This window comes from Mesorhizobium sp. P2_F8 (assembly GCF_056403655.1).
On the sequence record NZ_JBFUFB010000039.1, the window covers coordinates 1 to 13,652 of the forward strand.

Genomic DNA, 13,652 nt, shown 5'->3' on the forward strand with positions numbered 1-13,652 from the left:
CTCTTTGGGGACTCTTTGGGGATACCTGAGCAGCCATAGATGGCTCCTGCAAGCTGGCCAGCGACCGCGGCCGTTGTGTCGGCATCTGCACCTAAGTTGGCCGCGAGCAATACCGCCGAACGAAAACTGGTCGTCCGGTTTACCGCCCAAATTGCCGCTTGGAGGGATTTTGCCACATAGCCTGAGCCTTCCATCTCGTCACGATGCAGACCGCGGAAGCCGCCGGTGACCTCCTCTGCAATCGGTCCAGTCAGCAGGTTGGTAAGGGAGTGGCCCTGAATTGCGCTGGCCACCAATCTGGCAAATACTTTCGATGCATGGAGAGTGTCCGGCGATCCGTGGGTTGTCCGGGTCTGCAGCTCCGCTGCGCTATCCAACGCTCGCTGGTTCTGCCAATGCCGAATCGCAACTGGTGAAAGCCTCATCAACGCACCGTTTCCCGAGTTACTAGGGTGCTCCGCGCCTGCCAATGGATTGTCATGGCGGCGATAGCGATTTAGAGCGGCGCCAGTAGTGATCCCAATATCGAAGCAATGACCGGTGCAGGAGTAGGTGCCATTCCAGCGCCAATCGACGAACCGATCCATCAGATCACGTGCGTTCAAGGTCGGATCAAAGACCAGGCTATCCGCAAGAGCCAAGGCCATAGCTGTGTCATCGGTCCATTCGCCTGGCTTCAGCCTGTGAGGTCCACCACCGACCATATCATCTAGGACGGCAAATGCGGGCTTCAGCGTAAATTCAAGCGCCGCGCCAACAGCATCTCCGACGGCCAGCCCGAGCATTGCTCCGATGGCACGGTCTCGCACAGCCGTGCTCTCTCCGGAAGGCGTTGTATCGTGTGCCGTCTGGCCTGCTGCTACCCAAAATTCCTGTAGCTCGGTTTCGACAGCATTGGGATGACGCGCCCTGCGAACTGTAGATAACGCTTCTGCGGGATTGCAGCCGAACTCAACCAACAACCGCGTCGCGATCATGCCAGCGCGGCCAATGCCGCCCCGACAGTGTATCAATATCCGATTGCCACGCTGTAGCAGCCCGCGCAGCCGGTGCGAGTGTGAATGCCATTCAGCGTCGAACTTTTCATCGGGAACAGAGACATCAATTATCGGCAAATGATGCCATTCCATGTGGCGAAGGCGCACTTCGTTGGGGAGGCTTTCAATCTCCCATTCCCTCATTTCGCGATCTTCCATCAACGTCACGACGGCGGTAGCTCCCCAGGCAGCTATGACATCCATGTCGGCGCTGAGATCTCGGCGATGTACTCCCCCGTAGTGGCTGACGCCCCTCTTACCAGGTGCGAGGGTGATTCCAATGATGCCAAGTCCGGCTGGGACTTCGGAAATCCTAAGTCGTTCGTTCATATTGTTCTCCCGTTGATGTTGAGCCGATGATACGACATTTTGGAAGGAACCACTTTTTTGTCGGACTTTTCCGGGAGGATCGCGCATGAATTATGTCGGCTTTTATTGGACTCGGCCGGTTTTTTGGGCCGGCTTCAACTCGCTTCCGGCCGATGTGGATGATGCGGCGAAAGTGAGCAAAACCATCCGATACCAACGCGAAGTAATTCGCCGCTATGTTCGAGATCACAGGGGCTCTTTGGTAGGTGAGTTCGTCTACCTTGATCAGAGGGCTGACGGTGCGACGATCGTCATTCAGGCTGAGCTGAGGTCGGCAGAAAGGCTTTGCAAGAAGGAGGAAGCGAAACTAATCATAGTCGATAGCAGACACCAATATGGCTGGCGTAGAAATAAATACCTGATGGATTACATCTTCGAGAGAAAAATCCCGTATGTAGCGCTTCCGGCTGACGAAATTATAATGGACGGAAGGCTATTCGATCCAATAAGTCATTTTGAAGATTGGCGAGAGAGGGAAAGCGCTTGGAGAAGCCGCAAACTAGATTGTAATGAACAACTAGTCAGGCTGCTCATGGAAGCTCCAGAAGGCATGGGACGTTGGACGCGGATTTCGGAGGCGTTGAACCGAGGAGGGGTCAAAACCGCAAATGGGAAAAGTTGGACAGTAGACAGTGTGCGGAAACGGGCAATGAAGTTGAAATCGGAGGGTTATCTTGAAAATGAAACTAATTGGGAAAAACCCCTATAGGAATCCCGGCCGTTTGGCAGGTTATTGGTGCGATAACAGCATTTGTAATGTATAGATACTATAAGCTAATTTTTTCCCACTGGTCAGAGCGCATCGAAAATAGCAATACGCGAGGGGATAAGTGGGGCAAACTGATGTCAGAACATCCCGAATTCTTTAGAATTTCCACAGATGATCAAAGAGCTTCTCTCATTTGGAGGCGGCAGAGGATGGACTCGATCAACGATCCCCGGCGCTTCCGTCGGGGTGAGAATGGGTAATGAGGATTTCCCTGACGTCAGCGGATTTGACCCCGGCCTTCGCCAGGCTGTCCTGAAGCGCGCCACCGACACCAATAAGCACGACATGCTTCTCTGATTTCACAAGCAAGGCGTCGACGCTCAGCGTAATGGTTTCGGTCGGAGCCGCAGCTGCCTTGAGTATCTCGGCGACTTCAGCCGGACTATGATCAATCCCGAATGTCTTGCCATCATTGGGTTTGACGAACTGGGCGTCATGCAGGGCGACGACATCGAACTCGCCAAGTTTGAATGACTTCGCCTCCGGCTGCTGCGCCGGCATCTGCGCCTTTGCGAGGCCTTGATGGGCCAGAATCAAGGCGACTATGGCCGCCAACTTTGCCGCGGAATTGAACCTTTTCATACGGGCCTTCCCTTGAGATCAGTAAGGAAACGCTCGAGATGGCTTCCTCCGGGATTGAGCGCTCAGAGGATTGCGGCCTGCCAAAAATGAACATCGTCATATGTGAGCCTCGCAGGGCTATCGCGATCGAGGCGCAATGTGAGGCCACCGGCGCGCGACGGCGCCACATACTGTCGCTTGCGCTACGGGTGCGATCGGCAGGCCCGGAGCCAGCGAGCTGGTCACCCTTCCGGTTCCATTATTAAGATAATCAATAATATGGTTATTTAAAAATCTTTATAGTAAAACCCTGCGCTATTTTTCCGGGCCTTATATTAATAGTCATTATCTGGATTATCTCTCTCATTATCTTTGGTCCATATTGCGGATTATCCACCACCATTATCTCAGGTTCGAGAGGGCTGATTATCAGCCCGATTACGGAGATAATGTTATATTTATTATCTCCAGCTCCTCTGGTTCACATATGTTTGCCAGTATTCGCCATCCGCGTTACCTGTCGCTCGCTGCGCTCTCGCCCAGCCGGCTCGATTGGGACCTTCCCTTCTGGCTCGGGAGGGGAAGACGTTCCCCGCCTTATGAAGATAATCATTATGTGGGATTATCTCGCACACCATCGGGAAGGATTTTCTATATAATCACACTAGCCACGTTAGCGTCGTATTCGTGAACCCCTTCATTTCGCGACCTACCTCCGCAGCACTCACGTGCGTTCCTCCCGATCTTGCGGAGGCGGAGCGGGGCGGTGTAATCGTCTCCCGACTTTTTTAAGGATTCGTGATGGCCATTCTTTTCAGTTCCGATGTGCTACTCACCGCCACTGAGGTCCAAAAGCGCATGAATGACCTCCAACACTGGCAAGCCGAGATTACCTCATTGCAGAAACAGGTGGCCGAAACGCATGCATGGCTCAACCTTGTCGCCAAGTTGATTGGTCCTGAACGAGCCCATCAACTAATAGGTGACGTTCTGCTGCCGGCGCAGGTGAGCACATCAAATGAGGCGATCCTACCCTCAGAGCCCCATCCGCGGCGTTCCCCCATGGGAGACGAGGTTAAGCAGTTCTTGAAGACCCAGACGAATGGCGCGACGGCTCGCCAGATTATCGACCATCTCTTGCAAATCCAGGAGTTTCAAGAGGCGGTCCAGCGCAATAACACCAGCGTCTACAATGTGTTGTCTCGCTTGGTGAAGCGTCATGAGCTTCGGAAGCTCGGGAGCAGCTATTATTCGCCTGTCGCTCCTCCGAATGAAAACGGCGACTCCGAAGAGGAGACCGCTGTTTCATCGGAATCGAGTGAAGCACGTCTTAGCTCGCCAGAGCTGAATCCGGACGCCCCAGCCGAAGCCGCGCCTAACACTCAAGCTCCAAGCATCTTCGCACGGGATCCAACTCCAAGCATCTTCGCACGGGATCCAGCCGAAGCCGCGCCTAACACTCAAACTCCGAGTATCTTCGCACGGGATCCAACTCCAAGCATCTTCGCACGGGATCCAACCGAAGCCGCGCCTAACACTCAAACTCCGCGCATTAATTTCGCAGGCCCAGACCCAGCCGCAGCCCCACCGGAAGTTCAAATCCAGCCACTGGATCTCGCCGCGGAGACTGAGCACTGAGGAGCCAAGCACATGCTGGGAGTGGCTCACATCGCTGATGGTAATTGACCCAGAAAGTTCACCGGGGATCGCCTTTGGTCTCTGCCTAGCGGACCTTTATTCCTCCTCCAACTGTGAGTGTCGCGAGCGAAGTTTGGCGAGTGAGAGCCCGAGTGAGTGAGCGAGATGCCAAGGCGTGGCTTATTGGCTGGCATCGTATGATCACGCCAATGCTTGCGCGGGGCGAACTGGTACGGCTGACAGACTTGATTTTTCGAGCTCCAGGAACCTACTACCTGACCTGTAGTAGTGCACGCAACCTTTCGCCTGCCGCGCCGCAGCTACGCGAGTGGATACATGAACAAGCCGCGACCGAACGAGGTCCCCGATGATTGAGAAGAGGTAAAGTTGAGAACTTTCGATATGTTGCTCACCGTCAACGAGGTTCAAAAGCGCGTGAAGGACCTTCGACAGTGGCAGGCCCAAATCACCGTATTGCAGAAGCGGGCTGCCGAAACGCACGCGTGGCTCAATGATGTCGCCAAGGTGATCGGCCCTGAACGAGCCAGCGAGCTAATAGGTGATGATCTGCTGACGTCGCGGGTGAGCACATCAGATGACGGGCTCCTACCGTCTGAGCATCTGCGGCGTTCGCCAATAGAAGACGAGGTTAAGCGGTTCTTGCAGACGCAAACGAAAGGGGCGACTAGTCGCCAGATTATCGGCCATCTCCAGCGCAGTAGCGGTAGCGTTTACAACGCTTTGTCTCGCTTGGTGAAGCGTGACGAGGTTCGGAAGATCGAGAGGGGCCCCTATTTGCTTGTCGCTAGTCCGCAAGAAAACAGCGGCTCCGAAGAGGACACCGCTGTTCCATCGGAATCGAGTTCATCGCGTGTTAGCCCGCAAGTCGGCCGTGACGCAGATTCCAGAAAGACGGAGGTCGGCAGGGACCGGTATGCCTCTGGCAGCGCACCGCTGACCTCGACCGACTATGTCGGACCTGACCTAGCCGGTGTCCCGCCGGAAGTTCCTCCAGCCCAGTCGTCTCCTACCAAGTCGTCTCCAACCTTTCCGTTTGCGGGCCTGGACACGGTCTCACCAAAAGTTCCTCCAACCTGGTCGTTACCAACCAAGTCACCTTTCGTGGGCCTGGACGTGGTCTCACCGGAAGTTCAGGTTCGACCGTTGGATCTCACCGGCGAAGACTGAGCACTCAGGGGCCAAGCCGGATTCAGGGAACGGCCCACATTTCACTGAGGATCTATGGACTTCGACCCAGAAAGTTCACCAGGGTATCGCCCCTCGGCGGCAAGCTAGAGCGGCCTCTTCCGTCGCGGCAAAACGCTTCGGCCTACCGTCTGCATCTTTTATTCACCTCCCTCCAATTCGGAGGGGCTCTAGAAAGTGGGTGATGTGTGAGTGAGTGATGTGCGAGTGAGTTACGCTTGCGCGAGTGATGAGTGAAGGGAACGTGCAAGTTGGCGAGGTGTTAGTTGGCGAGTAAGTGAGTGAGCGAGAAACGAATGACCGAAGGTATAATCAGATCCAGAAGGGTTCTTTCGCCTGATCAGGTTGGGAGCCCATTCATTATCAAGGGCATTATCAGGATAATCACCGGCCCATTATTCCTGATAATCCGAGCCAGGATGCTCCGCCGCATCATCCTCCGCCCCGCCGCACCACACTCCGGATGCTTCCTGCTCAGTCGGCTCGTATGGACTCCTAAGTCTCGGTAAGAGGAGTTCGTGCCCTTGGTTCCAGAGGGGAAGCCTTCTGGACACGGTCGACGTGAAAGCACCAGGCGCCGTACACAAGCTCGCCTTGCCGTGTAGACTGCAGCGAACTCGTCACTCTCCCCGTGACGATATGGCGGACAGGGGACGGCAACCCGACCGAGCTGGAGATCGAATGCCACGACTCTCCTTACCGGCTCACACGAGCTCGACTGGTATGAGATCGGCGTCGCCGTGGACTTCTGGCTTCGCCCGAACTTCCATTAATGATGGACAGGTCTCTTCTGGAGCCCTTGGAAACCAAGGCGACTTGACAATATAGGATTATCTTCCTACCGTAGAGACACATTCAGATTCGGTGTGACCCACCCTACCCCTGTCTAGTTCCCTATCCCCTTCCCCTTGGAAGAAAGGAGATAAGGAAACGACGGACGGGCGAAGCTATAGGTAAATCCTAAAGGATTCACCCAGCTCTAGGGATAAAGCCCACTCAAGCATTATTAAGTTAATATTATCTAGTTAATCAGAGCATGGCTATCATATAATCATTATGTTCTGTTATCTGGTTCATAATCGAGATTACATTATTTCATTAATATTATCAACATAATGCTCACCAGGATTCGCCTGCCGCATTACCCTCGGTCGTTCGCTGCGCTCACTACCCTCGGGATGCTTCGGCTCACCTGGTTCGCATAGGAGCCCCTGGTTCCTCTTTCTGGTTCCATTATCTAGATAATCATTATGAAGATTATTGGGTCGGGTTCTGGGCAAAATATTATATAATTTTTTGCAGTAGGGATTTTCTGATAATGATGTCCTGCAGCTGTATACACACCGGGGGCCATCCCCCTGGTTCAAATACCCCCCCCGGTGTCTCTGGCCACACGATCACACCCTCCCCCCGTCTTCTTCCTGGTTCCAGGTGTTTTCTTCTCCTTGGTTCTGGCGCTTCGCGCCCTTCGGGCATCTTGTATCAAGATGACCATAAACCAATGGAGGCACGATCATGGTTACAGTTCTGATGTTCGCCATTCGCGTCGAGCTATCCTCTCGACAAGACCATGAACCACCACTGCAAGCCAACACGGGTGGCAAGCATTGCCGCCGCTTCCTGGGACACAGACCGTAGAACGGTAAAGGGTAGATAGTCCCTCAGCCTGCCTCAAAATTGGGTAGATAGACCAGTGTCGAGCGCCTCCGCCGAGCGTCGTAAGCGCTCGATTCAAGCGGACACATCGGACCCGGCGCTATCTAACCTATGGATATTAGACGCCCAGCAGGTCGACCTTCTTGGTTCAACGGGCTGCACATGCAGGCCTCGGCCTGCATCGCCCAAGCGAAGGCGGGGACGCACTGCATCCTTCGGCGGTCAATGCAAGTGAAGTCGGCCCTACCCTTCTGGTTCGGCACTACGCTTCCGAGGCTCGAGCGAGGAGAATTATCCGACACTGCGGCAGTGGTGATGCCAAGCGTGAAGTCACCAAAGGAGCCGTCCCTGCTCAAGTGCTTCGGTCAGCGATCAATCTAACCAACTTTGGACTAGGGCGTATCGGCTTCTCGGTTCTATCTATGGTCCTCTTGGTTCCAGCGCTTCGCGCCTTTCAACCTTTCCAATTCTTGGATCATCAGCAAATCATTGGAGGCACCATCATTCCCCGTCGCAGGCGCCTTCAATAAATGCACAACTATCGTTGGAACCTGTTGCCGAATTTCCAGCCAACCGCCGCAGGAAAGCCTGATCAACGAGGAACTCTCCAGCCATCCGATCCTCAATCAAACCTAAGCCGAACCAGATTTTCGTTCCCCCTAAAGCGCTCCTAAAACCTACCGGATCCGCCCCTGGGAAATCCGAGTTGCCATCACATCCTGGGTTCAGTGAGACAGCTCAAAATATGGCGAGGGTCTATATTTCCGGCAATGGCACCCAAGATTGCTAACTTCTTCGTCATCTCCCTTCGGAAGCCGGACGACGTTGCTCAAGCTGGACTGCTCAAGGCCACGTCCTGCACCGTTCAATTTCGGGAGGGCTCCCCAACGCGATTGAGAACGACGGCAGCCTGCCTCAAAGGCAGTGATCTGATCGGCAGCTGATCTATATCGCTTTCCTCGGTTTGCGGATCGCTCAAACGATAGCGCAACCAACCAACCACCATCACCCATGAACCAATAGGAGTATTCTCACCATGAGAATCCTTGCACGACGTCAGTTCTCAGACCCGAGTTCCATTACCGGCCTGCCGTGGATCCTTTTCTGCAGCCTCAACCTGCCGATCGGTACGCCCGTCAACACGATGGAGCGTCCGTCAAGTCGGTGGCCAGAACGTCGACAGCGTGAATTCCGAGACGGCACGCAAAGACCTGCTCAACCTTGCAAAGCCTCTATCCGAAACTTCGGCCGGGCGATGAAATGGATATACCTGGTTCTGTATCCAGCTGCGCCGCGTCAACGAGGACGCCAACGTCCCGCAGGATATCAACGAATACAGCATAGATCTCGTCACGCTGCTCACCGGTACGTTCGTCAGTCTCTCGTCTGCATCCGAAGGACTGACCGCACAGCATCCTGCACACGACCATCCTCGGAAGGCTGAGTGGATCCAGAGAGGGGGGCAGGGAAGAATCCTTGCTCCCTTTTTAAGTGCTCACACGATAGAGAAATCCTAAAAATATCTTCGAGATCGCTGATCGCGAAAGTTGGAAAAGTTGAACTCGTTTCCAACCTTCATTCCAACTTTCTAAATGCTATTCTGACTTCTTCTCAAACATCGACGATAGGGAACCTAAAACCCAAGGATCCCCTGCGTCATGCTCTCCTTCCTAGTTCTCACTCTGCCTTCGTAGATCCTAAATGTGCCGTGCGACCATCGCATACGATGAAACCGAGGCTATCGTCGCCAGGGAAACAAAATCACCAGCGTGGTATGATCGACTTCGGATGMCCTATCATCGCTCAGATGCTCCTGGTATAGGCCGATTTCAGTAACCGTCCCCTTTGACCATCCTAGCGGCGAAGACTGACAATCTCTCCGGCCCGAACACGACGTTCACTGCTCGCTCCGATGAGAGAGGTTTTGGCGCAGACGAGACATCGCCTTACAACCAGAGCTGATGACTGCGAAACGCTCGATTGCTGGACATATGTATGGCGCGCATTGACCAGAAAGCTAGATTTGCGCACGGCAGCAATGCGCCCAATCTCGGCCATTGCGGACAGATTGCCACTGATTGCAAGCGGACATCGCGGCGACCACGCTGGGCGCGACTAAAGCCACCTCGGCCGAAACGAGAGTCGCCACCGCACGCCCGATTTGGATTGTGCGTCAGTGCATTGGCAGGATGTTCTGGTTGAGGCGGAACAGATTGTCCGGATCGTACCTGTGCTTGATCTTGGCGAGCCTCGCGTAGGCTTCGGCTCCCAAAGCGTCGCGCACAAGGTCCGCTCCTTCTCCATGGCCGGGGAAGTTCAGATAGAGGCGGCCGGTCGAGTAGCGCTGCATGTCCTGCCAGAAGCTGCGAACCCAGCCGATGTTCGCATCGTCCTCGTCAGCGCCAGGCCAGATGGCGTCGAGGCTGAGCATGAAGGACATGGAGCGGTCGCCGAAGGCAGTCTCATCGGCTGCAACGCGCTGGACGAACCCGCCGAACTTCCAGATCGAGGCGAAGGTCATTTCGGAGGGCCGCTTCGCCATCCGCACGGTGATCTCCCCGATGACCTCGTCGTCGAGGCGCGAGAGGTAGGTGGATTTCCAGTAGCAGCGGTCGCGGCCTTTCGGGAACAGCCCGTCATAAAGCGACTGGATGGTGCGATATGGCATGCGGCCGCTGAAATCGACGAGCGGTTCCCCAAAACTGCGCAACGGCGCCACGACCCGCTCGCCCTCGTCGGCCGGTCCGTCATAGACATGCGCGAGCGCCAGGACGCGCCGGCCCCTTGCATGCTCGGGAATGGAGGGATCGTCGGGCAGGGTGGAGAACTCGGCCAGGCCGCTCAGGCAGTCGGGTGCGGTCTGCATGAAGTCGCGCCAGAGCGGAATGATCTCGTTGGCGCGCTCTTCGGGATAGGCCGGACCGCACAACATCAGCTCCGGTTCGATCGAGTGCAGCTTGAACTCGAAGCTCGTCACCACGCCGAAATTGCCGCCGCCGCCGCGCAGCGCCCAGAAGAGATCCGGGTTCTGCGTCGCGTCGGCATGGATGAGGCGGCCATCGGCGGTCACCAGATCGGCGGCCAGCAGATTGTCGATGCTGAGGCCGTGGCTTCCGCGCAGCCAGCCGATGCCGCCGGAAAGCGTCAGGCCGGCAACGCCCGTCGCTGAGATGAGACCGCCTGGAGTGGCGCGGCCAAGCGGGGTGGTGGCCGCATCGACATCGGCCCAGGTGGCACCGCCCTCGACGAAGGCACGGTCGAGGCCGGGCGTGACCCGCACGCCCTTCATCAGCGACATGTCGATCATCAGCCCGCCGTCGCAGACGGCGTAGCCTGCAACATTGTGGCCACCCGAGCGGATCGCGATCGCCAACTGATGCTCGCGCCCAAAATTCACCGACGCCAGGACATCGGCAGCACTCCGGCAGCGCGCGATGAGGGCGGGACGGCGGTCGATCATGCCGTTCCAGACGACCCGCGTCGCGTCATAGGACAGGTTCGACGGCTCCAGCACCTCGCCGCGCAAGATGGAACGGAAGCTGTCGATGCTCGATTGTGCAAGGGTAGCGGTGGCGGCCATGGGCGGTCTCCTCGTTTCAACCACGCTAGCGCGGCGCGAGCACGGTCGCTAAAGTCGAAAATGCTAGAAGGCGGTCATTTCTGCCATGGTTGAACAGGCCAGACCATTAAATGTGGCGATCCTTGCCGCTCCGGAGGCCACCGCCTCCACGATCTACGGCATGTTCGACTTGTTTTCCTCGCCCGGTAGGGATTTCCTGTTCATCACCAGCGGAGCCTCGGGTACGCCGCGCATGCGGCCCTATGTGGTTGCCGGGGACGGCAGCGCGTTTCGCGCCGCAAACGGCGTCTGGGTGCGCCCGGACCACGCGCTTTCCGATTGCCCCCGCCCCGACATCGTCTGCATCCCCGATTTCTTCGTCAATCCGGGCGAAAGCGTCGCCGGGCAGTATGACGCCGAAGCCGCCTGGCTGAAGCGTGCGCATGACGACGGCGCCATGCTGGCCAGCGCATGCTCTGGCGCGGTGCTGCTCGGCGAGGCGGGGCTGCTCGACAATCGCGAGGCGACCATTCACTGGGGCTATGTCGAGACGCTCACGAACAACTATCCCGGCGTGAAGGTGAAGCCGGACCAGTCGCTTGTGCTGAGCGGCGAGGCGCAACGGGTTGTCATGGCCGGGGGCGGCTCGAGTTGGCAGGACCTCGCCCTCTATCTCATCGCGCGCTTTGTCGGCCTCAAGGAGGCGATGGAGGTCGCCAAGGTCTACATGCTGCAGTGGCACGACATGGGCCAGCAGCCTTTCGCCGCGCTCATGCGCTTTCGCCAGACCAGCGACGCGGTGATCAACCGGTGCCAGAAATGGGCCGAGCTCAACTACCGGACGCCCTCGCCCGTCGCCGCCATGACAAAGTTGTCAGGCCTGTCCGAGCGCTCCTTCGTGCGCCGCTTCGCCAGGGCTACGGACATGAAGGCGATCGACTACATCCACGCGCTCAGGCTCGAGCAGGCCAAGCAGATGCTGGAGACGGGCGATCTCCCGGTCGAAGCGGTGGCGAATGAAGTCGGCTACGAGGATGCGAGTTTTTTCGGGCGTCTCTTCCGCCGCAAGGTCGGGCTGACGCCGGCGCAATATCGCATTCGTTTCAGTGCACTCCGGCGAGCTCTGAGCCGCGGTTGAATCTCGACCGTCGCGGCGCGATACCCATATTCCGCTTTGCGCCTCATGGCAGTCATTCCTACGGTCCCGTCCATTCACCAAAAGTGGAAATCGCTAATGCACAGGCCACAGGCCGCTTTACGCCCATGAGCTGCCATTGCGTTGTAAGCTCACCAGGGACTACGTTCGGTCGAACTAAGAGGCTGTGTCAAAATTGATGGTCAGACATGTAAATCGTCGAGCAGCGCCTTGGCATCCTTCGGATCGAGCGTGTCGACCTATCGAAAAACATTTCCGCTTTCGCCCTGTCCCGTTTCCATGACATCAATGCAATCTCGCCGGCGACCCGGAGGACCTCGGCTTCGTACCATCGTTCCCCGGTGGTCTCGATTGCCGTCATCGCCTGGCCGATRCAGTCCTAGGCCTCGTCGAACCGGTCGAGATCCAGATGAGCGATCGCCAAGCATCACATGTGCAATGGTACCCACAGTGTGGATCCGGTCGACCGAAAAGTGCCCAGTCCAGAAGTCAACAGGTCAGCTGCGTCGGAAGCCTTGCCGGTCAGGGCGTCTTTGTCGCCCGCCACTGCGACCAGTTCGTCCGCGTCGCCTCCAAAAGGGCATGTGAGAACTCCCTCGGCGCGATAAGAGGTCGGCTGACCACTTTCCGACTATCCGGATGCGCTGAAGGCGATGTTCCTGGCGCGATGTCGAGAATTCTGGCTGATCCAGGTCATCAAGGAATTGCAGCGCCACCGCTTCGGCCTTCGGCCGACGGGCTGAGACTCTTCCCGAGGATCAACTGCAGTTGGGTCTTGAGGAAGCCGAGCAACTGGCCGCGGGCGAGGAAGAGAAGGATCAGTCTGCTCCCGCCCAGCGCGCCAGGAGCCAGTTGCACCTCCGGAACCAGCTCCCAAGCAGAAACGGCATGAGGGCTACTGTTCACTGTTGTGTCGCCGTCGGATGGCGGTGGTTGCTGGATTAAAATATGCCTATGTCTGAGGAGAGGAAAGAAGGAAGACCCGTGAACTGGGCAATTGCTATCGCGTCCTCTCCTGTCTCACCAGTCGCATCGAAGTAAAGTGTTCCAGCGCTGGCTCCATCATCATCGAAAATGAAATAGCCATCTGTATCGCCATTCGATGCAGAAGCCGCATCGGCTGCGGTGACAAGAGTGACTGCGCCACCCGCCACCAATCCGCCGCCAAACCCCGCCGCAGATACTCTCAACAAATCTATTCCGGATGAGAAATCGGTGATTGTATGCGGACCATCTGTGAGGGCCGAGAAATCGAAGCTGTCGGCGCCGGCGCTAATCGGGCCGGTGTAGGTCGTAGCGTTGCCGGCGGTGCTGGTCTGGCTCACCGTGGTCGGACTCCAGGTCGAGCCGCCATTGATCGAGACTTCATGGCTTACCGTGCCAGCGTCATTGCCAGCCAGGCTCAGATCAAAGCTGTCATCGCTGGTGATCTCGTTACTATTGGAGGAACCGGTGTCCGCTAAGTTGGCAAAGGCCAATGTGCCGGACGAAGACGATGTGCTGCCGTGGATGGTGATGGTCAAGGTAGTGGTGGCCGTAGCGTCGTGGGTATCCGTTATCGTGTAGGTGAATACGTCGGAGGCGACTTGGCCTTGGCCGAGCTGTTGTGTATCGGGATCATTGTTGTCGCGTTCGTAGCTCCAGGCGCCGTCCGAACCGAGGGTCAGAGCGCCATAGGTGCCGACAACAGCTGATCCGACC

Annotated in this window: 8 protein-coding genes and 1 pseudogene; 5 read left to right on the forward strand and 4 right to left on the reverse strand. The window is 56.8% G+C overall.

Features of this window, described 5'->3' with window-relative positions; genetic code table 11:
- The coding region (locus AC1DZP_RS34680; RefSeq protein ID WP_477308685.1) for an ADP-ribosylglycohydrolase family protein at nt 1–1,367 on the reverse strand (1,367 nt) is incomplete at its 3' end.
- Nucleotides 1,368–1,452: 85 nt separating this feature from the next.
- On the opposite strand from AC1DZP_RS34680, the gene AC1DZP_RS34685 reads away from it, so the two are divergent.
- Entirely contained in the window at nt 1,453–2,115 is a 663-nt protein-coding gene (locus tag AC1DZP_RS34685) for a hypothetical protein (RefSeq protein WP_477308687.1), read from the forward strand.
- Nucleotides 2,116–2,334: 219 nt separating this feature from the next.
- Here AC1DZP_RS34685 and AC1DZP_RS34690 read toward each other — a convergent pair whose 3' ends face one another.
- Complete coding sequence (locus AC1DZP_RS34690) at nt 2,335–2,757, reverse strand: MBL fold metallo-hydrolase (protein WP_477308689.1); 423 nt, start codon at nt 2,755–2,757, stop codon at nt 2,335–2,337.
- A gap of 780 nt (nt 2,758–3,537) precedes the next feature.
- Between AC1DZP_RS34690 and AC1DZP_RS34695 the strand changes: the two genes are divergently transcribed.
- Together AC1DZP_RS34695 and AC1DZP_RS34700 are read left to right on the forward strand one after the other, a co-directional pair.
- Nucleotides 3,538–4,374, forward strand: coding sequence for a hypothetical protein (locus AC1DZP_RS34695; protein ID WP_477308691.1), 837 nt, complete (start codon nt 3,538–3,540; stop codon nt 4,372–4,374).
- A 402-nt stretch (nt 4,375–4,776) separates the two neighbouring features.
- The gene (locus tag AC1DZP_RS34700; protein WP_477308693.1) at nt 4,777–5,562 is read left to right on the forward strand and encodes a hypothetical protein; all 786 of its coding nucleotides are present in this window, start codon (nt 4,777–4,779) and stop codon (nt 5,560–5,562) included.
- A 3,847-nt stretch (nt 5,563–9,409) separates the two neighbouring features.
- Here AC1DZP_RS34700 and AC1DZP_RS34705 read toward each other — a convergent pair.
- On the reverse strand, nt 9,410–10,816 hold the full coding sequence (locus AC1DZP_RS34705; protein ID WP_477308695.1) for an FAD-binding oxidoreductase: 1,407 nt from the start codon (nt 10,814–10,816) through the stop codon (nt 9,410–9,412).
- Between the two features lie 85 nt (nt 10,817–10,901).
- Between AC1DZP_RS34705 and AC1DZP_RS34710 the strand changes: the two genes are divergently transcribed.
- Together AC1DZP_RS34710 and AC1DZP_RS34715 are read left to right on the forward strand one after the other, a co-directional pair.
- Nucleotides 10,902–11,933 (forward strand): GlxA family transcriptional regulator, encoded by a 1,032-nt coding sequence (locus AC1DZP_RS34710; protein ID WP_477308697.1) that lies wholly within the window; start codon nt 10,902–10,904, stop codon nt 11,931–11,933.
- Nucleotides 11,934–12,604: 671 nt separating this feature from the next.
- Nucleotides 12,605–12,794, forward strand: a pseudogene (locus tag AC1DZP_RS34715) (transposase domain-containing protein); the annotation flags it as partial.
- A gap of 98 nt (nt 12,795–12,892) precedes the next feature.
- Here the strand turns inward: AC1DZP_RS34715 and AC1DZP_RS34720 are convergent.
- Nucleotides 12,893–13,652: VCBS domain-containing protein (locus AC1DZP_RS34720; protein WP_477308699.1), on the reverse strand; the 760-nt coding region annotated here is incomplete at its 5' end.

Coding starts and splice junctions, on each gene's coding strand:
- AC1DZP_RS34695 (WP_477308691.1), top strand. CDS start 3,538: ATGGCCATTCTTTTCAGTTCCGATGTGCTACTCACCGCCACTGAGGTC.
- AC1DZP_RS34700 (WP_477308693.1), top strand. CDS start 4,777: ATGTTGCTCACCGTCAACGAGGTTCAAAAGCGCGTGAAGGACCTTCGA.
- AC1DZP_RS34685 (WP_477308687.1), top strand. CDS start 1,453: ATGAATTATGTCGGCTTTTATTGGACTCGGCCGGTTTTTTGGGCCGGC.
- AC1DZP_RS34705 (WP_477308695.1), bottom strand. CDS start 10,816: ATGGCCGCCACCGCTACCCTTGCACAATCGAGCATCGACAGCTTCCGT.
- AC1DZP_RS34710 (WP_477308697.1), top strand. CDS start 10,902: ATGGTTGAACAGGCCAGACCATTAAATGTGGCGATCCTTGCCGCTCCG.
- AC1DZP_RS34690 (WP_477308689.1), bottom strand. CDS start 2,757: ATGAAAAGGTTCAATTCCGCGGCAAAGTTGGCGGCCATAGTCGCCTTG.